This window comes from Pseudomonas maioricensis, from assembly GCF_022790535.1.
In the GTDB taxonomy this organism is placed as follows: Bacteria; Pseudomonadota; Gammaproteobacteria; order Pseudomonadales; family Pseudomonadaceae; genus Aquipseudomonas; species Aquipseudomonas maioricensis.
This window is the reverse complement of the sequence record NZ_LOHG01000007.1, coordinates 285,405-305,570: the sequence shown is the minus strand read 5'-3', so window position 1 is coordinate 305,570 and position 20,166 is coordinate 285,405. Positions and strand designations below refer to the sequence as shown.

Below are 20,166 nucleotides of genomic sequence, written 5' to 3'. Positions count from 1 at the left end.
AATATCCGCCATCACCACAGAAACGGATATGCCCCCACAAGATGGAGGAGCGTCCGATATCACCCCTGATTATGACTATGCAACTTGCTCATCAACTGAGCCTCTGCCTGAGTCAAACCACAGGCCTGGGTGAGTTCGTCGACACTGGCGCCCATGCCGACCAGGCGCGCTGCCTGAGCAAAAGACAACGTCGACGGATCGCGCTGTTCCAACGCAGTGAGTTTGTCAGGCAAAGGCCCGACAGTTGCCCGCAACTCGTGCAAAGCCTCACCCATCTTGACGGTACCGCTCTGGAAATGATCCACACGCCTGGCCAGCTCCCGAAAGCGCTGATCACGCAAAGCGTCCAGCTCTTCCCTCTTCAGGTCGAGCTGGCGCTGGCGCTTCGTGTACGTGATGAACAAACCCAGGGTCACTACCCAGAGAACCCCCAGGAAAATGACAGCTACCTCAAGAATCAATCAGATGTTCTCCAGCTCGGACCACTCTTCTTCAGACATCATCTTGTCCAGTTCAACAAGGATCAACAACTCACCGTTCTTGTTGCACACGCCCTGAATGAACTTGGCGGACTCGTCGTTACCCACGTTAGGTGCGGTTTCCACCTCAGACTGACGCAGATAAACCACTTCAGCAACGCTGTCGACCAGAATCCCGACCACTTGCTTGTCAGCTTCGATGATCACGATACGCGTGTTGTCGCTGACTTCAACCGGGTCCAGACCAAAACGCTGACGCGTGTCGATCACGGTCACGACGTTACCGCGCAGGTTAATGATACCCAGCACATAGCTTGGAGCACCCGGTACTGGCGCGATCTCGGTATAGCGCAGCACTTCCTGGACCTGCATCACGTTGATGCCGTAAGACTCATTATCCAGGCGGAAGGTAACCCACTGCAGAATAGGATCTTCGGAACCTTGTGCGGACGACTTCTTCATAACCCCAACCCCTCGCGTGTGTGCTGTGCAGGAGACGTGCTCTACGCCCCCTCTTGATTATTTGGTTTTGTGCATCTGCTTGACCGCGCCACTGGCTATCAACTCGGCCAACTCTGAAACATCCAGCAAGGCGCACATGTGCTCTATCACTGTGCCCGCCAACCAGGGACGTTGCCCTCGCTGGGTACGCCATTTGATCTCGCTCGGGTCAAGACGCAATGAGCGGCTGACCTGATGCACCGCCAACCCCCATTCATAACCCTGAACCGAAATTACATACTGCAAGCCCTGACGAAAGTCGTCGCGGTACCGGTCCGGCATGATCCAGCGCGCGGTATCCAGGACTTTCAGGTTGCCACTCTGGCTCGGCAGGATTCCGAGGAACCATTCCGGCTGACCAAACAGCGGCGTCAAATCATGTCCGGCCAGGGGATAAATCGACCCCAGACACACCAGCGGCACGGCCAACGTCAAACCGGCCACATCAAACAACAGGCATTCGAACGGCTCCTCTGCCCAGGCAGGCCGACCGTCGCTGGTAGGCGGCGGCGTGGGTGTGCGCTGGGCGGTTGCCAGATGAACATCGGCAACCGGCTCGATCAATTCTGCTGTCGGTACCGAAACCACCTTTGCAACTTCCGGCACGACTTCAACTTCAACCCGCGCCACCACGGGGGCGGCGACCGGGACCTCCACCGGTGCAGCAACTGCAACGGGTACGGCAACAGGCGCAGGCGCAGCAACGGCCACAGCAATCGGTGTCGCCAGAGCCTGCATGCGCTTGTCATGCTCCTGCTCTTCACGCACCGCTGCTTCAAAATCATCTTCTGCGAGCTTCGGCTCGTCCGGCAATACTTCGGGCAGATCTTCAGTGGCGTCCTGAAGCAGCGCATCCAGATAAGACTGCAGTGCCAACTGCGGTCGTGTTGCTATCTCTACAGGCCGATTCAGGTTCATACAGGTGCCACACAATGATTGACGCGATTACCGCTTGAATGAGTTATCGGCCAATGTAAGCCCCGACTTGAATGGTTCTGCGTGCCTGTCGAAAATAAAGACTGCGTGCTCATCTCAAGCCACCTGCGCCACGAGCTGCTCGGACAACAAATGCTTGAGCAAAGCCCGATAGGCCAGCACCGCACGGCTTTTGTTGTCGAACTGAGAAGGCGTGACACCCTTGCGGCTCGCATCGCGCAAACGGGTGTCCACGGGCACATAAGCTTTCCAGACATGCTCGGGAAAGCTGTCACGCAACAATTTAAGGGTCCCCATGGACGCCTGTGTGCGCCGGTCAAACAAGGTGGGCACGATGGTGTAGGGCAACGGGACTTTACGTGAACGGTTGATCATCGCCAGGGTGTTGACCATGCGCTCAAGACCTTTGACGGCAAGGAACTCAGTCTGCACCGGGATCACCAACTGCTGACTCGCCGCCAATGCATTGACCATCAAGACACCCAACAAGGGTGGGCTATCGATCAAAGCGTAGTCGAAATCCTGCCAGAGCTGCGCCAGGCTTTTGGCGATTACCAGCCCAAGGCCACTCTGGCCGGGTGACTGGCGCTCAAGCGTGGCCAGTGCAGTGCTCGAAGGCAGCAGGGAAATGCGCTGATCGCTGGTCGGCAATAACAACTGGCCGGGCAAGCCATCGGGGATATTGCCTTTGTTCAGGAACAGGTCAAAGACGCTGTGTTCAAGCAGGTCAGGGTCGTGACCGAAGTAGCTGGTCATCGAGCCATGGGGGTCGAGATCGACCACAACCACGCGCTTGCCCGCATCGGCCAACAGCCCCGCTAACGCGATGGTCGAAGTGGTTTTACCCACGCCACCTTTTTGATTGGCTACTGCCCAGACTCTCATGTGTGCTCTTCCTCCCGTAATGGCGTGGCCATACCGAGAAACGACTATCGTACGGGTGACGAAGAATTGACGGTATTGCTGCGAACCGCCGGGTTGACAGGCGCAGGTGCAGTTTGTGTGCCAGCACGGCGCAAGGCAGCATCCGGTTGCGCATTGGCCGAGCCTGAAGCGGTCAGGCTACGGCGCACGTCCAGATTACGGGAGATCACCAGCACCACCCGACGGTTGCGACCACGCCCTTCGGCCGTCGCATTGGAAGCCACTGGCTGGAATTCGCCATACCCTACCGAGGCCATGCGGGCGGGGTTAAGCCCTTCCATCGCGAGCATCCGTACGATGCTCGACGAGCGCGCCGAAGAGAGTTCCCAGTTGGTCGGGAACTGCGAGGTGCTGATCGGCTGGTCATCGGTAAAACCTTCGACGTGAATCGGGTTGTCGAATGGCTTGATGATCTTCGCGACTTTTTCAATGATCGTGAACGCCTTGTCGCTCGGAATGGCGTCACCGCTACCGAACAGCAGGCCTGAGCTGAGTTCGATTTCAATCCACAGCTCGTTGCCGCGCACCGTCATCTGATTGGATTTGATCAGGTCGCCGAAGCCCGCACGTACATCGTCGGCAATTTCCTTGAGCGGATCAGTGGTGTTCTGGCCGATGCCCGCGTCGACTTGCTCGCTGTCCCTGACCAGGGGCTCGGCCGGTTTGACCGACAGTGGGCGCTGCTCACCGATGGGGATCGGCTTCATGCTGCGCTCGGAGTCGTTGAATACACCGACCAAGGCCTCGGAAAGGATCTTGTACTTGCCTTCGTTGATAGACGAAATCGAATACATCACGACAAAAAAGGCAAACAGCAGCGTGATGAAGTCCGCGTAAGACACCAGCCAGCGCTCGTGATTTTCGTGCTCTTCGGGTCGACGACGTCGAGCCATGGCGTATTACTCCATGAAGCCTTGCAGCTTGAGTTCAATGGAGCGCGGGTTCTCACCCTCGGCAATGGACAGCAGACCTTCGAGGAGCATTTCCCGATAACGCGACTGACGCAAGGCAATGCCCTTGAGCTTGTTGGCAACCGGCAACAGAATCAGGTTGGCCGAAGCCACGCCATAAATAGTGGCTACGAACGCCACGGCAATACCGCTGCCCAACTGACTCGGATCGGCCAGATTACCCATGACGTGAATAAGGCCCATCACCGCACCGATGATGCCGATGGTCGGCGCATAGCCGCCCATGCTTTCGAATACTTTGGCGGCCTGGACATCACGGTGCTCCTGGGTCAGAAAATCGACTTCCAGGATGCTGCGAATCGCTTGTGGCTCAGCCCCATCCACCAGCAGTTGCAAGCCTTTGCGAGCGTAGGTATCAGGCTCGGCGTCGGCAACCGACTCAAGCCCCAGCAAACCTTCCTTGCGTGCGGTCATGCTCCAGTTGACCACCCGGTCGATGCCGCCCGCCAGATCAATGCGCGGCGGAAACAGAATCCAGATACCAATTTGAATAGCCCGTTTGAAAGCGCTCATGGGCGACTGCAGCATTGATGCTGCCAGGGTACCGCCAATGACGATCAATGCCGCAGGACCATTGAGCAAGGCGGACAGATGTCCACCTTCCAGATAGTTACCGCCGACAATTGCAATGAACGCGAGGATGAGACCGATCAGACTCAAAACATCCATCAGACACACGCCTCCACCAAGTGCCGGCCGATATCGTCCAGACTGTAGATCGCGTCCGCCAGGTCAGCTTTGACAATCGCCATTGGCATGCCATAGATCACGCAGCTTGCTTCATCCTGAGCCCAGACGTGACTGCCACCTTGCTTGAGTAAACGCGCGCCCTCACGACCATCCGCGCCCATGCCGGTAAGCACGACCGCCAGCACCTTGTCGCCATACGATTTGGCCGCCGAACCAAAGGTGATATCTACGCAAGGCTTGTAATTCAGACGCTCATCGCCTGGCAGGATTTTCACCGCACCGCGACCATCGATCATCATCTGCTTGCCACCCGGGGCCAACAGCGCGAGGCCTGGACGCAGGATGTCGCCATCCTCCGCTTCCTTGACGCTGATCTTGCACAGCTTGTCCAAACGCTCGGCGAAGGCCTTGGTGAATGCTGCGGGCATGTGCTGAATCAGTACGATAGGCGCAGGAAAATTGGCAGGCAGCTGAGTCAGCACCCGCTGCAAGGCTACCGGGCCGCCCGTCGAGGTGCCGATAGCGACCAGCTTGTAAGCCTTGCGCTTGGGTATACCTGACAACGGCGGGTGCGAACCGCTTGCCGCCGGAGCGGGCGCAGGTGCCGCACGCGGAGTTATCGGGCGCGCTGGAGCCGGGCTGGCCGTTCTGCCGGTGGCAGGGGCAGCGGTTGATGTATGAGTCGGGGAATGAGCTGGAGATGAAACCGGGGCGACTGCAGGCGCTGCCACCGGAGCCGAACCACTCAAGCCACGGCGATTACTGCGCGAGATGCTGTGGACCTTTTCGCACAGCAGTTGCTTGACCTTCTGCGGGTTACGCGAAATGTCTTCAAAATTCTTGGGCAGGAAATCCACCGCACCGGCGTCCAGGGCATCCAGCGTAACGCGGGCACCTTCGTGGGTCAGCGAGGAGAACATCAGCACCGGGGTTGGACTGCGCTGCATGATTTGGCGAACAGCAGTGATGCCGTCCATCATGGGCATTTCGTAGTCCATGGTAATCACGTCAGGTTTGAGCGACAGCACCAGATCAATCGCTTCCTTGCCGTTGCTCGCGGTACCGACAACCTTGATGTTTGGGTCTGAAGAAAGAATTTCCGTGACGCGGCGGCGGAAGAAACCGGAGTCATCCACCACCAATACCTTGACTACCATAAACACTCCATTACAGGCTGCACGGAAACTGCTGCGCTATGCGACGCGCCGTTGAAGCAAGCTTCACCCAACGACAGAAAAACCGATCGAAGCAGGCCTCAAAAGGTCACGGGACGCACACACTCTTTTGCCAACTGCGTCTGCGACTCGTCATTGTTATTGCCTCGCATCCATTCGCAGCGTTTTCGACACCGCCTGACCAGGCGTCACGGACAGTTGTCTGCCCGTGACACCAGAATCAAATACGCCGTGCGGCGTACCGCTTGAGCATACTCGGCACATCGAGAATCAAGGCAATGCGACCGTCACCGGTGATGGTGGCGCCAGACATGCCAGGTGTCCCCTGCAACATTTTACCCAGCGGCTTGATGACCACCTCTTCCTGGCCCACCAACTGATCGACCACGAAGCCGATACGCTGGGTGCCCACCGAAAGAATCACCACATGCCCTTCATGCTGCTCTTCGTGGACGGCCGAGCTGACCAGCCAGCGCTTGAGGTAGAACAGCGGCAGTGCCTTGTCACGGACGATTACCACTTCCTGACCATCAACAACGTTGGTAGTCGACAGGTCCAGGTGGAAGATCTCGTTGACGTTGACCAGCGGGAATGCGAAGGCCTGATTGCCCAGCATCACCATCAGGGTCGGCATGATTGCCAGGGTCAACGGCACCTTGATGACGATCTTCGAGCCCTGACCCTTGGTCGAGTAAATGTTGATCGTACCGTTGAGCTGGGCAATCTTGGTTTTCACCACGTCCATGCCCACACCACGGCCCGACACGTCGGAGATCTCGGTTTTGGTCGAGAAACCTGGCGCAAAAATCAGGTTGTAGCAGTCGGTGTCGCTCAGGCGATCAGCAGCGTCCTTGTCCATCACGCCACGCTTGACCGCAATGGCGCGCAAGACATTCGGGTCCATGCCCTTGCCGTCGTCAGAGATCGACAACAGGATGTGGTCGCCTTCCTGCTCGGCAGAGAGAATGACCCGTCCGCCACGCGGCTTGCCTGATGCCTCACGCTCTTCCGGGGTTTCTACACCGTGGTCGACCGCGTTACGCACCAAGTGGACCAGTGGATCGGCAAGCGCCTCTACGAGGTTCTTGTCCAGATCGGTCTCTTCACCGACCAGTTCCAGGTTGATCTCTTTCTTGAGCTGGCGAGCCAGGTCACGTACCAATCGTGGGAAGCGACCGAACACTTTCTTGATCGGCTGCATCCGGGTCTTCATCACCGCGGTCTGCAAGTCAGCTGTCACCACATCAAGGTTGGAAACGGCCTTGGACATGGCTTCATCGCCACTGTTGAGACCCAGGCGTACCAGACGGTTACGCACCAGCACCAGTTCGCCGACCATGTTCATGATCTCGTCCAGGCGCGCGGTATCAACCCGTACGGTGGTTTCCGCTTCCGAGGCGACCGGCTTCTCGGCCGGTGGCGCAGCGGGCTTGGCTGGCGCAGGAGCAGGTGCAGCAGCCTTGGCGGGCGCTGGCGCGGCTGCCGGTTTGGCCGCTGCAGCCGGAGCAGGCTTGGCCGCCGGTGCTGCGGGCTTGGCAGGCGCCGACACGGCCGCAGCAGGTGCAGCAACCGCCGCTACGTCAGGCTCGAACTTGCCTTTGCCGTGCAGCTCGTCGAGCAGCGCTTCAAATTCGTTGTCGGTGATTTCATCGCCCTTCCCCGCCGGTGCGCTGGCAGCAGGTGCCGCCGCAGCAGGAGCAGGAGCCGCTGCGGCGGAAGGATCGAACGAACCCTTGCCATGCAACTGATCGAGCAATGCTTCAAATTCATCGTCGGTGATGTCGCCGCTTTCCGCTTTGCCAGCGGGTGCGGCAACTGGAGCGACGGCAGCAGGCGCTGCACTGTCTGCAGCAAACTGGCCTTTGCCGTGTAACTGATCGAGCAGCGATTCGAATTCCGAATCGGTGATCTCATCGGATGCCGCTACGCCAGTGGACGGCGCGGCAGCAGCCGCTGGCTGCTCTTTCGCGGAATTGAGCTGATCAAGCAAGTGCTCGAATTCGGTATCAGTGATCTCGTCTGAAGCGGCTTCAGCGGCAGCTTCAACAGGTGCCTCTTCTACTTCTTCCACGGCTTCTGCCGCAGGAGCTTCGTCAGCCGATGCTGGCTCAGCCAGCCGCGCCAATGCCGCGAGCAATTCCGGTGTAGCCGGAGTCACTTCGCTACGTTCGCGCACCTGGCTGAACATCGCGTTGACCGCATCCAGCGCTTCCAGGACCACGTCCATCAATTCCGAATCAACCCGACGCTCACCCTTACGCAGGATGTCGAAGACGTTCTCGGCGATGTGGCAGCACTCCACCAGCTCATGGAGCTGGAGGAAGCCGGCGCCCCCTTTTACAGTGTGAAAACCGCGAAAAATTGCATTGAGCAGATCTGCGTCATCCGGTCGGCTTTCCAGCTCGACCAATTGTTCAGACAACTGCTCCAGAATTTCGCCGGCCTCTACCAGAAAATCCTGAAGGATCTCTTCATCGGCGCCGAAGCTCATTGGGGTGCTCCCTAAAATTAACCGTCAACAGACCAGACTTAGAAGCCCAGGCTCGATAGCAGATCGTCTACATCGTCCTGTCCGGACACAACGTCTTCCCGTTTATCGGCATGAATCTGCGGACCTTCACCCTGTTTGAGATGTTTTTGTGGATCTTTTTCTGCGCGGATGGATTCGTCGTCATGTTCGATGCCCGCAAAGCGGTCGACATGACTGGCCATGAGCACCAGTTTGAGCAGATTGCTCTCCACTTCAGTGACCAATTGCGTGACGCGCTTGATCACTTGACCGGTAAGGTCCTGGAAGTCCTGAGCCAGCAGAATATCGTTGAGGTGGGAGGAAACCTTCTGGGTATCCTGTTCGCTGCGCGTCAAGAAACCATCGACACGCCGCGCCAGCTCACGAAACTCTTCTGCGCCGACTTCACGGCGCATGAAGCGCCCCCAGTCAGCACTCAAGGCCTTGGCCTCATCGTTCAGACTGTGGATCAGTGGAGTGCTTTCCTCGACCAGATCCATGGTGCGGTTAGCTGCGTTTTCCGTAAGCCTGACAACATACGACAGGCGTTCGGTGGCATCCGTGATCTGGGACACTTCTTCGGCTTGCGGCATGTTCGGGTCAATTTGAAAATTGACGATCGCACTATGCAGCTCGCGAGTCAGCTTGCCGATCTCTTGATAGAGACCGCGATCCCGAGCCTGGTTAAGCTCGTGGATCAATTGCACCGCGTCGCCGAAACGGCCTTTTTCAAGGCTCGTCACCAGCTCGCTAGCGTGTTTCTTCAGGGTCGCTTCAAACTCGCCCATTGACGTTTCGTTGTTCTCCATAGAGCCCTCGCGGCATACATCAGCTATTGACGCGCTCGAAGATCTTGTCGATCTTTTCTTTCAGCGCCTGAGCCGTGAATGGCTTGACGACATAACCATTGACGCCGGCCTGAGCCGCTTCAATGATCTGGTCGCGCTTGGCTTCTGCGGTCACCATCAACACCGGCAGGTGCTTGAGGCGCTCATCGGCACGCACTTTACGCAGCAGGTCGATACCGGTCATGCCAGGCATGTTCCAGTCCGTTACCAGAAAGTCAAAAGAACCGCTTTCCAGCATCGGCAACGCGGTAAGCCCGTCATCGGCTTCGGACGTGTTGGTGAAGCCCAGATCACGTAGCAGGTTTTTAATGATCCGCCGCATCGTTGAGAAGTCATCAACGATGAGGATTTTCATGTTCTTGTCCAATTCGACCTCCAAGCAGTCTTTGACGCGTTCAGCACCTGAACGCGCTGTTCAATCAATACAGGCACAGCTCACATCGGCTGTACGAAAACGACGACGGGCTTGGTATATCAACAACTATGGAAACCGCACAGCAAATCCACGGGCTGCATTAAAGCTATTGCTTTTACAGTCCGTGGAGCGAAATACCTGTACGGCTCCAGCCTTGTCCACTGTCCCACGTAACGCTTTGCACAGCCTGCTCACACGCGACACGCCATCACCAAGGACGCATACCGCCTGTCAACGCGCTCGCCACTCTCCCAAACGCCCCCGCAAACGAGCGGCGCACTGGCTGTGTAACTGGCTGACTCGCGATTCACTGACCCCCAGGACCTCACCGATTTCCTTGAGGTTCAGTTCCTCGTCATAGTACAGCGCCAAGACCAGACGTTCACGCTCCGGCAAGTTGGCAATTGCATCTGCCAACGCAGCCTGGAAGCGTTCATCCTCCAGGTCGCGCGACGGCTCAAGCGAACCGCTTGCGCCATCCTCATGCAGCCCTTCATGTTCGCCGTCCTGCAACAGGTCGTCAAAACTGAAGAGGCGACTGCCCAAGGTATCGTTCAAAATCCCGTAATAATCATCGAGACTCAATTGGAGTTCGGCCGCAACTTCGTGATCTTTAGCGTCGCGACCTGTTTTAGCTTCAATTGAGCGAATTGCGTCACTGACCATGCGTGTATTGCGGTGAACAGAGCGTGGCGCCCAGTCCCCTTTACGCACTTCGTCGAGCATCGCACCGCGAATACGAATCCCGGCGTAAGTCTCGAAACTCGCGCCCTTGGTGCAATCGTACTTGGTGGACACTTCCAGCAAGCCGATCATGCCCGCCTGAATCAGGTCTTCGACCTGAACACTGGCTGGCAGACGCGCCAGCAAGTGGTACGCAATGCGCTTGACCAGCGGAGCATACCGCTCGATCAACTCATATTGCGAGTTTCTGGACGCTTTGCTGTACATCTGGTAGCCGCTCGCGGTCATTGAACAGGCCCTGCGCTTGTCTGGTAAACCAGTCGCTCGACGAAGAACTCAAGATGCCCGCGAGGGTTGGCAGGCAGTGGCCAGGTATCGACCTTCTGCGCAATAGCCTTGAACGCCAGGGAGCATTTAGAGCGTGGAAAAGCTTCGTATACGGCACGTTGCTTCTGGACGGCCTTGCGAACACATTCGTCGTAAGGCACGGCGCCAACATATTGCAGGGCAACGTCAAGAAAACGGTCGGTCACCTTGGTCAGCTTGGCAAACAGGTTGCGACCTTCCTGCGGACTCTGGGCCATGTTGGCCAGAACCCGGAAACGGTTCATGCCGTAGTCGCGATTGAGCAGCTTGATCAGCGCGTAGGCGTCGGTGATCGAAGTAGGCTCGTCACAGACCACCAGCAACACTTCCTGAGCAGCGCGAACGAAGCTGACCACTGACTCGCCAATCCCGGCTGCAGTGTCAATCACCAGCACATCCAGATTATCGCCAATGTCGCTGAACGCCTGGATCAGACCGGCATGTTGCGCCGGGCTCAGATGAACCATGCTCTGGGTGCCGGAAGCGGCAGGCACGATTCGAATCCCGCCCGGACCTTGCAACAAGACGTCGCGAAGCTCACAACGGCCCTCGATCACATCAGCAAGGGTGCGTTTAGGCGTCAGGCCAAGAAGGACATCGACATTCGCCAGGCCAAGGTCGGCGTCCAGCAGCATGACGCGCCGGCCGAGCTCGGCCAAGGCCAGCGAAAGATTCACTGACACGTTAGTCTTACCGACGCCACCCTTGCCGCCGGTCACCGCGATCACCTGTACGGGATGCATGCTGCCCATGTTATTTCTTTACCTTGTCTTGCGTAGACCGTAGCCAGATTGCGGGCGACACGCTCAGTGAAGAGCCATGCCGGGCAGACCATCGATGCAGGTAACGTCCAATAGTTCGCTTCACTTAACCGACCCGTTTGTTGGGGTTGTGGTAAAGGTCGGCGAACATGTCCGCCATGGCCTCTTCGCTTGGCTCTTCTTGCATCTGCACATTGACCGCACGCGACACCAGTTGGTGCCTGCGAGGCAGGTGAAGATCATCAGGAATTCGTGGGCCATCAGTCAGATAGGCCACTGGCAGCTCATGACTGATCGCAAGGCTGAGCACTTCACCCAGGCTGGCAGTTTCGTCCAGCTTGGTCAGGATGCATCCCGCCAGACCACAGCGCTTGTAGCTGTGATAGGCCGCAGTGAGCACCTGTTTCTGGCTGGTGGTTGCCAGTACCAGATAATTACGAGACTTGATGCCGCGCCCTGCCAGACTTTCCAGCTGCATGCGCAACGCCGGATCACTGGCTTGCAGGCCGGCGGTATCGATCAACACGACACGCTTGCGCAGCAGCGGATCAAGCGCCTGCGCCAGTGACTGGCCAGGATCGACATGAGTCACCGGCACATTGAGGATGCGACCCAATGTCTTGAGTTGCTCCTGAGCACCAATACGGAAACTGTCCATGCTGACCAAAGCGATATTCTGTGCGCCGTACTTGAGTACGTAGCGCGCGGCCAGCTTGGCGAGCGTCGTGGTCTTGCCCATGCCGGCAGGGCCGACCATGGCGATCACACCACCCTCTTCCAGCGGCTCCACGTCAGGCACTTCAATCATGCGCGCCAGGTGCGCCAGGAGCATACGCCAGGCCTGACGCGGCTCGTCGATATCAGGGATCATTTCCAGCAGGTCGCGTGACAGCGGGCCAGACAAGCCGACACGTTGCAGACGGCGCCAGAGGTTCGCCTGTGCCGGACGGCTGCCTTGCAACTGATTCCATGCCAGGGAGCCAAGCTGGACTTCCAGCAGCTCGCGCAGGCCGTTCAATTCAAAACGCATCGAGTCGTAACCGCGCTGATTACCTGCTGGCGCAGCCGGTGCGGCCTGTGGCTGCACAAAGGGACGCGGCGGCTCTTCCAGAGTCGGCTCGATGTGAGTGTCAGCGGCGCTCAATGGCAAACCGGCAAACAACTGGCGATTGGTCGCGCCGTCGCTGTCACCACGATTGTTCAGTTCTGCCTGAGCCGAGACGATGCGCGACTGGGTTTTGCGCAACTCGTCCTCAAGCTCGATATTCGGGACGCGTGGCGCCAGCGCGGACAGCTTGTAATCCAGGGCAGCAGTCAGCTCGACGCCACCGGCAATTCGCCGGTTGCCGATGATGGCCGCTTCAGCGCCCAGCTCATCACGAACCAGTTTCATGGCTTGACGCATATCGGCGGCGAAAAATCGCTTAACTTGCATGACTCACTACCTCAGCCGTTAGGCCCGACAGTCGCTACGATGGTTACTTGCTTGTTGTCAGGAATTTCCTGATACGCCAACACGTGCATATTCGGTACAGCCAGCCGTCCAAACCGCGACAGCATCGCCCGAACCGGGCCGGCTACCAGCAGAATCACTGGCAAGCCTTGCATCTCCTGACGCTGGGCGGCATCGATCAGCGAACGCTGAAGCTTCTCTGCCATGCTCGGCTCAAGAAGAACGCCTTCTTCCTGACCCTGACCAGCCTTCTGCAGACTATTGAGCAATATCTGTTCCAACCTTGGCTCCAGCGTGATAACTGGTAGCTCCGGCTCAATGCCTACAATGCTTTGCACGATTGCGCGGCTCAATCCGACTCGGACAGCAGCCACCAATGCGGCGGTATCTTGACTCCGTTGAGCGTTGTTGGCGATAGCCTCGGCAATCGTCCGGATATCCCGAACCGGTACCTGTTCAGACAGCAGCGCCTGCAATACCTTGAGCAACGCCGACAACGAAAGGATGCCCGGTACCAGCTCCTCAGCCAGCTTAGGCGAGCCTTTAGCCAGCAATTGCATCAACTGCTGTACTTCTTCATGGCCAATCAGCTCGTGCGAGTGCTTGTAGAGAATCTGGTTAAGGTGGGTCGCGACCACCGTACTGGCGTCAACAACGGTGTAGCCCAGTGACTGAGCCTGACTGCGCTGACTGATTTCGATCCAGACGGCTTCCAGGCCAAACGCCGGGTCCTTGGCGGTAATACCATTGAGCGATCCGAAGACCTGGCCAGGGTTAATCGCCAGTTCGCGGTCCGGATAAATCTCTGCTTCTGCCAACGTGACGCCCATTAGCGTCAAACGATAGGCACTTGGCGCCAGGTCCAGGTTGTCGCGAATATGGACGGTCGGCATCAGGAAGCCCAACTCCTGGGAAAGCTTCTTACGCACGCCTTTGATTCGCGCCAGGAGCTGACCACCCTGATTGCGGTCCACCAGCGGAATCAGGCGATAGCCTACTTCCAGACCGATCATGTCGATAGGCGTCACGTCATCCCAACCCAACTCTTTTGAGTCCTGAGCACGGGTTGGCGATGGCAACATCTCTTGCTGACGCTTGACCTCCTCCAGCGCCATGACCTTGACCTGGCTTTCTTTCTTCCAGAGCAGATAAGCGATACCGCCTGCAATAAGCCCCATACCAATGAAAGGAAAATGCGGCATTCCCGGTACGAGACCCATCACCACCATTATCGCCCCCGCTACAGCCAGGGCTTTATAGGAAGTGAACATCTGACGATTGATCAACTTGCCCATTTCTTCCGAACCGGAAGCACGAGTCACCATGATTGCGGCCGCAGTCGACAGCAGCAGTGACGGCAGTTGCGCCACCAAACCGTCACCAATAGTCAACAGCGTATAAACCCTGCCAGCGTCGGCGAAAGTCATACCGTGCTGAAGCATCCCGACCAGCATGCCGCCAATGAGGTTGATAAACAGGATCAACAGGCCGGCTACGGCGTCACCACGAACGAACTTGCTGGCACCGTCCATGGAACCGTAGAACTCGGCCTCCTGGGCAACTTCAAGACGACGTCGCTTGGCTTCAGGTTGATCGATCAGGCCGGCGTTCAAATCGGCATCGATTGCCATTTGCTTACCGGGCATCGCGTCCAGGGTAAAACGCGCGCTTACCTCGGAGATACGCCCGGCACCTTTGGTGATTACCACGAAGTTGATGATCATCAGAATGGCGAAAACCACGATACCGACAACGTAGTTACCACCAATCACCACCTCACCGAAGGCCTGAATCACCTTACCGGCAGCGGCATGACCGTCCTGACCATGAAGCATCACCACGCGGGTAGACGCAACGTTGAGCGCCAGTCGCAGCAGCGTGGCGACCAGCAGGATGGTCGGGAAAACGGAGAAATCCAGTGGACGTAGTGCATAGACGCAGACCAACAGAACCACGATGGACAGCGCAATATTGAAGGTGAAGAGGACGTCCAGCAGGAACGGCGGGATGGGCAACATCATCATTGCCATCATGATCAACAGCAGCAGCGGAACGCCCAACTGGCCGCGACCCAGGCCTGCCAGATTACTGCGTGCGCTACTAATTAACTGAGAGCGATCCACCGATTATTCACCTGCACGCTAAATCAAAACTTTGACGCCGATGGCGACCTGACATGACCTATTGCAAGAAGCTTTCCAACTGTTGAATTGGTGATGAAATAGAGGGCGGGGTCTGTAAGAAAGTGTGAGGCTGCGTGGTTGTGTGGTGGCGATCGACGTTCAGCAGCCGCAGCCATGCGTCGCTCGTGCGCGCCTGCACAGTCAGATGCTTGCCGCATGACAGCATGACGTCGAAGACGGAATGGTCGCGCCTGCAGAAAACGCATTTCAAATCAGAAGGATAGTATTTTTTGAAAGGAGATCGCCTTGCGTGCCTGAACTGACGTCATCGCGAGCAAGCTCACTCCTACAGTCAAATCAGACCTGTAGGAGTGAGCTTGCTCGCGATGACGCCGGCGCAGTCACAGCAGCAATCAAGCATCCCGCTGCAGATCCGGCGGAATGGTGATATCCCCCAGCGGGTCCGGGCGCTTGCCCTGACCTGCATGGTACTGACGGATCTGATAGACATAAGCCAGCACCTGAGCGACCGCCAGATACAAACCACCCGGGATCTCCTGATCAAGCTCGGTACTGTAGTAGATCGAGCGCGCCAGGCCTGGCGACTCAAGGATCAGGATCTGGTGATGCGCGCCGATCTCACGAATTTTCAACGCTATGAAATCGGTACCCTTGGCGACCAGCATCGGCGCCCCGCCCTGCTCAGGATCGTATTTGAGCGCGACGGCAAAGTGGGTCGGGTTGGTAATTATCACATCAGCTTGCGGAATCGCTTCCATCATTCGCCGCTGTGACATTTCAAAACGCAACTGACGAATCCGCTGCTTGACCTCAGGACTACCCTCAGCATTTTTATGCTCGTCGCGAACCTCTTGCTTGGTCATCAGCAGCTTCTTGTGTGCGTCCCACAACTGGAATGGCACATCCACTGCAGCAATGAAAAACAGCCCGCTGGACATCCAGATAGCACTCCAGCCCACCACCTGCAGGCTGTGAATAATCGCCCTTTCCAGCGGCTCGTGCGCAATGGAGATCAGTGCATCTTTCTCCATGTCGAGCACGACCAGTGCAACGATCAACACAATGACGAATTTCGCGAAAGACTTGACCAGCTCGATCAGCGCATGAGGAGAAAACATGCGCTTGAGGCCGGACAAAGGATTCATGCGGCTGAACTTGGGAAAAAGCGACTTGGTGGTGAACAACCAACCGCCCAATGAGATAGGCCCAATGATCGCCGCGGCCAGCATGACTAACAAAAATGGCGTCATGACTGTCAAAGCAAGCTTGCCGGTCGCGAGCAGCATGCGCCCCATGGAACCCTGATCCATCAGCACTTCACGGGTAATCGTGAAGTTCGACGTCATCATGTAGGCCATCGCCTCTGCGACCTTCCCTCCCTCCATAATCAAGCCAATAGCGCCCGCCAGCATCACAACCAGGGTATTTAGCTCCTTGGAGCGCGCGATCTGGCCGTCATTCCGGGAGTCCTGGCGCTTTTTGTCCGTGGGGTCTTCTGTCTTGTCCTGACCATTCTCGTTCTCGGCCATTTAGCGAGCCCTCACCATATCGCGGAAGGTCTGCAACGCCTGCACCGCCAATGGCTGGTACTGGTTAAGAATATCGCCCAGGGTAATCCATAGAATGACCATGCCCAGAACCAGCGTCAGCGGGAAACCGATAGAGAAGATATTCAACTGCGGGGCGGCACGGGTCATGATTCCGAAGGCAATGTTGACCACCAGCAGCGCAGTGATCGCTGGCAGAACCAGCCTGAGCCCGGCACTCATGACCCAGGTCAGACCGTTGGCCAGCCCCCAGAAATTGGACACCTGCAAACCGCTCCCCACCGGCATGGTGGTGAAACTCTCGATCAGGGTTTCAATCACCACCAGATGACCGTTCATGCCAAGGAACACCAGCGTAACCAGCATTGTAAAGAACTGGCCGATCACGGCAGAAGAGACCCCGTTGGTAGGGTCGACCATAGAGGCGAAGCCCATACCCATTTGCGTCGAAATGATCTGCCCGGCAACCACGAAGGCATGAAAGAACAACTGAAGGCAAAGCCCCAGGCCCGCACCAATGATGATCTGCTCACCAATCAGCAAAAGGGCTGAGAGGTCCAGCGCATTGACCTCCGGCATGGGCGGCAGAACCGGAGCCACAACCACCGTAATAGCCAGCGCAAAATAAAGACGGACACGGCCTGGGACCAGCGTCGTACCGATGATCGGCATGGTCATCAGAAGCGCTGTGATACGGAACATCGGCAGCATGAAGCTCGCGACCCACGTGCCAATCTGCCCATTGGTCAGGGCCAGAACCGGTTCCATGGGGTTAGCCGATCACAGTCGGGATGCTGGTATAGAGCCCAATGATGTATTCCATGAACACCTTGAGCAGCCACGGACCGGCGATAATCAAGGTGATCAGCATCACGATGAGACGCGGCAGAAAGCTCAACGTCTGTTCGTTGATCTGGGTGGCTGCTTGAAACATTGCGACCAGCAAACCACACAGCAGGCTGGGAATAACCAGAATTGCCACCAGCACAGTGGTCAACCACAACGCCTCGCGGAACAGGTCGACAGCTACTTCTGGCGTCATCGCACAGACTCCTGATCAAGACGGGTCATACACCACCAAAACTGCCCGCGAGGGTACCGACGATCAACGCCCAGCCATCCACCAGCACAAACAGCATGATTTTGAACGGCAAGGAAATGATCAGCGGCGACAGCATCATCATACCCATCGCCATCAATACGCTGGCGACCACCAGGTCGATGACCAGGAACGGAATGAAGATCATGAAACCGATCTGAAAGGCAGTCTTGAGCTCGGAAATAACAAAAGCCGGGACCAGAATCGTCAGCGGCGCCTGATCCGGAGAGGCAATGTCAGTGCGCTTGGACAGGCGCATGAACAGCTCAAGATCGCTGGTACGGGTTTGCGCCAGCATGAAATCCTTGATCGGCACTTGTGCGCGAGCCACTGCATCCTGCGCCGTCAGCGTTTCAGCCAGATACGGCTGCAAAGCGTCCTGATTCACCCGATCAAACACCGGCGCCATGATGAACATGGTCAGAAACAGCGCCATGCCAGTCAGGATCTGGTTGGACGGCGTCTGCTGGAGACCAAGGGCCTGACGCAGAATCGAGAAAACAATGATGATTCGGGTAAAGCTGGTCATCAGCATCACGAACGCTGGAATGAAGCTCAGCGCCGTCATGATCAGAAGAATTTGCAGGCTGACCGAATACTCCTGCTGGCCGTCCGCACCGTTGGACAGGGTAATCGCCGGGATCGACAACGGATCGGCGGCGAACGCCAAAGGCGCTGCCAGCACCAGCACAAGCGTCAACAGAATGCGCAGCATTACTTCTTATCCTTCTGAACCTTGTTGCCCATCAAGTCCATCAAACGCTGTGCAAACTCGGAATTCACTGGCTGACGCTCGGGCACCTGCACAGGCTGGCTAAGCACATGCAAAGGTGTGATTCGCCCAGGTGTAACACCCAGCAGAATCTGCTCGTTACCCACCTGAATGAGCATCAGACGGTCGCGTGGGCCGATGGCCCGCGAACCGACCAATTCAATAACCTGAGCATTGCCCGGTACGCCGCGCTGAACCCGGCGCATCAGCCAGGCCAAAGCAAAAATGAGACCGACCACCAATAGCAGCCCGAACAGCAACTGCACGATTTGCCCGCCCATGCCGGACGACAACGCAGCATTTGCCTGAGGAGCCGCAGCCTGCATTGCAGGCTCGGCTGCCAGAGCACTCAGCGGCATGGCAAGCAAGACAGTGACCGCTTTTATCACCTTCACTAGCGCAGCTTCTTGATACGTTCGCTTGGGCTGATCACATCAGTCAGGCGGATGCCGAACTTCTCGTTGACCACCACCACCTCGCCATGCGCGATCAACGTGCCATTGACCAACACATCAAGCGGCTCACCCGCCAGACGATCCAGCTCGATCACCGAACCCTGGTTAAGCTGCAGCAGGTTGCGGATGTTGATATCGGTACTGCCCACTTCCATGGAAATGGATACAGGGATATCCAGGATCACGTCGAGGTTCGGACCATCCAGAGTTACCTGAGCATTGCTCTTGGGCACGCTACCGAACTCTTCCATGGCCATACGGCTGGAAGCTGCCGAGTTTCCGGCGTCCGCAGCGAGCAACGCATCGATATCGCTTTGACCGTCATCACCTGTTTCTTCCAGTGCTGCAGCCCACTCATCGGCCAGCGCCTGATCATCAGCAGACGTCATATCGTTTTCATCAGCCATCGGTTGTCCTCGGTGAACATTGATTCAGTTGCACAAAAATTTTCGGCGGTAGAAAAACTCAACGCCGCTCTATCGGCTCGATGACCTGCAACGCCAGATTGCCTTGATGCGATCCCAGCTTGACCTTGAATGAAGGCACGCCATTGGCACGCATCACCATCTCGTCAGGCATCTCAACCGGGATAATGTCACCCGGCTGCATGTGCAGGATGTCGCGCAACAGCAACTGCCGACGGACAACCGTCGCGCTCATAGGCACCGCGACATCAAGCACATCCTGCTTGAGTGCGTTGATCCAGCGCTCGTCCTGGTCATCCAGATCGGACTGAAAGCCCGCATCGAGCATTTCCCGAATAGGCTCGATCATCGAGTAAGGCAAGGTAACGTGCAGATCGCCGCCACCACCGTCCAGCTCGATATGGAAAGTCGAGACGACAACCGCTTCGCTTGGGCCGACGATGTTGGCCATGGCCGGGTTCACTTCGGAGTTGATGTACTCGAAGTTCACTTCCATGATCGCCTGCCAGGCCTCTTTCATATCGATGAAGGCCTGGTCGAGCACCATGCGCACCACACGCAGCTCGGTTGGCGTGAATTCACGCCCTTCAATCTTGGCGTGACGACCGTCACCGCCAAAGAAGTTATCCACCAGTTTGAACACCAGCTTGGCATCAAGGATAAACAGCCCGGTGCCCCGCAGCGGTTTAAGCTTGACCAGGTTGAGACTGGTCGGAACGTACAACGAATGCACGTACTCGCCAAACTTCATCACCTGCACGCCGCCCACCGCCACGTCAGCGGAACGACGCAACAGGTTGAACATGCTGATACGTGTATAACGGGCGAATCGCTCGTTGATCATTTCCAGGGTCGGCATCCGACCCCGCACGATCCGGTCCTGACTGGTCAGGTCGTAGCTTTTAATGCTGCCGGGCTCAGCAGCATTCTCGGTTGCAACCAGACCGTCGTCCACGCCGTGCAACAGCGCGTCGATCTCATCCTGGGACAGCAGGTCTTGCACGGCCATGTC

General features: G+C 57.2%; 21 protein-coding genes. All 21 read right to left on the bottom strand.

The annotated features are described in order from the left end of the window. Positions 1 to 59 precede the first annotated feature (59 nt). The 21 genes from AUC61_RS13820 to fliM all read right to left on the bottom strand — a co-directional run bounded on the left by AUC61_RS13820 (position 60) and on the right by fliM (position 20,163). Positions 60 to 461: a DUF2802 domain-containing protein gene (locus AUC61_RS13820; protein WP_122665647.1), complete on the bottom strand. Its 402-nt coding sequence runs from the start codon at positions 459 to 461 to the stop codon at positions 60 to 62. After that, positions 462 to 941, bottom strand: coding sequence for a chemotaxis protein CheW (locus AUC61_RS13815; RefSeq protein WP_027898780.1), 480 nt, complete (start codon positions 939 to 941; stop codon positions 462 to 464). 57 nt (positions 942 to 998) lie between these two features. Continuing rightward, a complete protein-coding gene (locus AUC61_RS13810) occupies positions 999 to 1,898 on the bottom strand; it encodes a CheW domain-containing protein (protein WP_243246819.1) in 900 nt (299 codons plus the stop codon). Positions 1,899 to 2,012: 114 nt separating this feature from the next. After that, positions 2,013 to 2,801, bottom strand: coding sequence for a ParA family protein (locus tag AUC61_RS13805; protein ID WP_122665649.1), 789 nt, complete (start codon positions 2,799 to 2,801; stop codon positions 2,013 to 2,015). A gap of 44 nt (positions 2,802 to 2,845) precedes the next feature. Continuing rightward, positions 2,846 to 3,733: a flagellar motor protein MotD gene (motD, locus tag AUC61_RS13800; protein WP_243246818.1), complete on the bottom strand. Its 888-nt coding sequence runs from the start codon at positions 3,731 to 3,733 to the stop codon at positions 2,846 to 2,848. 6 nt (positions 3,734 to 3,739) lie between these two features. Beyond that, the gene (locus AUC61_RS13795; RefSeq protein ID WP_243246817.1) at positions 3,740 to 4,480 is read right to left on the bottom strand and encodes a flagellar motor protein; all 741 of its coding nucleotides are present in this window, start codon (positions 4,478 to 4,480) and stop codon (positions 3,740 to 3,742) included. After that, positions 4,480 to 5,658: a protein-glutamate methylesterase/protein-glutamine glutaminase gene (locus tag AUC61_RS13790; protein ID WP_243246816.1), complete on the bottom strand. Its 1,179-nt coding sequence runs from the start codon at positions 5,656 to 5,658 to the stop codon at positions 4,480 to 4,482. Before AUC61_RS13790 ends, AUC61_RS13795 begins: the two co-directional genes overlap by 1 nt. Before the next feature lie 238 nt (positions 5,659 to 5,896). Further along, complete coding sequence (locus tag AUC61_RS13785; RefSeq protein WP_243246815.1) at positions 5,897 to 8,167, bottom strand: chemotaxis protein CheA; 2,271 nt, start codon at positions 8,165 to 8,167, stop codon at positions 5,897 to 5,899. 38 nt (positions 8,168 to 8,205) lie between these two features. Next, entirely contained in the window at positions 8,206 to 8,994 is a 789-nt protein-coding gene (locus tag AUC61_RS13780) for a protein phosphatase CheZ (protein WP_243246814.1), read from the bottom strand. A gap of 19 nt (positions 8,995 to 9,013) precedes the next feature. Then, positions 9,014 to 9,388, bottom strand: coding sequence for a chemotaxis response regulator CheY (locus AUC61_RS13775; RefSeq protein ID WP_176469940.1), 375 nt, complete (start codon positions 9,386 to 9,388; stop codon positions 9,014 to 9,016). A 291-nt stretch (positions 9,389 to 9,679) separates the two neighbouring features. Continuing rightward, the gene (fliA, locus tag AUC61_RS13770) at positions 9,680 to 10,420 is read right to left on the bottom strand and encodes an RNA polymerase sigma factor FliA (protein ID WP_027898771.1); all 741 of its coding nucleotides are present in this window, start codon (positions 10,418 to 10,420) and stop codon (positions 9,680 to 9,682) included. Continuing rightward, the gene (gene fleN / locus AUC61_RS13765) at positions 10,417 to 11,250 is read right to left on the bottom strand and encodes a flagellar synthesis regulator FleN (protein ID WP_087266807.1); all 834 of its coding nucleotides are present in this window, start codon (positions 11,248 to 11,250) and stop codon (positions 10,417 to 10,419) included. The genes fliA and fleN overlap by 4 nt, the downstream gene beginning before the upstream one ends. A gap of 115 nt (positions 11,251 to 11,365) precedes the next feature. Continuing rightward, a complete protein-coding gene (flhF, locus tag AUC61_RS13760) occupies positions 11,366 to 12,694 on the bottom strand; it encodes a flagellar biosynthesis GTPase FlhF (RefSeq protein ID WP_243246813.1) in 1,329 nt (442 codons plus the stop codon). A gap of 11 nt (positions 12,695 to 12,705) precedes the next feature. After that, positions 12,706 to 14,835 (bottom strand): flagellar biosynthesis protein FlhA, encoded by a 2,130-nt coding sequence (gene flhA, locus AUC61_RS13755; protein WP_243246812.1) that lies wholly within the window; start codon positions 14,833 to 14,835, stop codon positions 12,706 to 12,708. A gap of 413 nt (positions 14,836 to 15,248) precedes the next feature. Further along, positions 15,249 to 16,385 carry a flagellar biosynthesis protein FlhB gene (flhB, locus tag AUC61_RS13750; protein WP_243246811.1) on the bottom strand — a complete coding sequence of 379 codons (1,137 nt, stop codon included), beginning with the start codon at positions 16,383 to 16,385 and terminating at the stop codon, positions 15,249 to 15,251. Continuing rightward, the gene (fliR, locus tag AUC61_RS13745; protein ID WP_243246810.1) at positions 16,386 to 17,171 is read right to left on the bottom strand and encodes a flagellar biosynthetic protein FliR; all 786 of its coding nucleotides are present in this window, start codon (positions 17,169 to 17,171) and stop codon (positions 16,386 to 16,388) included. Between the two features lie 4 nt (positions 17,172 to 17,175). Then, positions 17,176 to 17,445: a flagellar biosynthesis protein FliQ gene (gene fliQ, locus AUC61_RS13740; protein ID WP_243246809.1), complete on the bottom strand. Its 270-nt coding sequence runs from the start codon at positions 17,443 to 17,445 to the stop codon at positions 17,176 to 17,178. A gap of 25 nt (positions 17,446 to 17,470) precedes the next feature. Further along, a complete protein-coding gene (gene fliP / locus AUC61_RS13735; RefSeq protein ID WP_122665659.1) occupies positions 17,471 to 18,217 on the bottom strand; it encodes a flagellar type III secretion system pore protein FliP in 747 nt (248 codons plus the stop codon). Then, a complete protein-coding gene (gene fliO, locus AUC61_RS13730; protein WP_279291035.1) occupies positions 18,217 to 18,633 on the bottom strand; it encodes a flagellar biosynthetic protein FliO in 417 nt (138 codons plus the stop codon). The genes fliP and fliO overlap by 1 nt, the downstream gene beginning before the upstream one ends. A gap of 35 nt (positions 18,634 to 18,668) precedes the next feature. Beyond that, positions 18,669 to 19,136, bottom strand: coding sequence for a flagellar motor switch protein FliN (fliN, locus tag AUC61_RS13725; protein WP_243246808.1), 468 nt, complete (start codon positions 19,134 to 19,136; stop codon positions 18,669 to 18,671). A gap of 58 nt (positions 19,137 to 19,194) precedes the next feature. Then, positions 19,195 to 20,163, bottom strand: coding sequence for a flagellar motor switch protein FliM (gene fliM / locus AUC61_RS13720; RefSeq protein ID WP_243246807.1), 969 nt, complete (start codon positions 20,161 to 20,163; stop codon positions 19,195 to 19,197). Positions 20,164 to 20,166 lie beyond the last annotated feature (3 nt).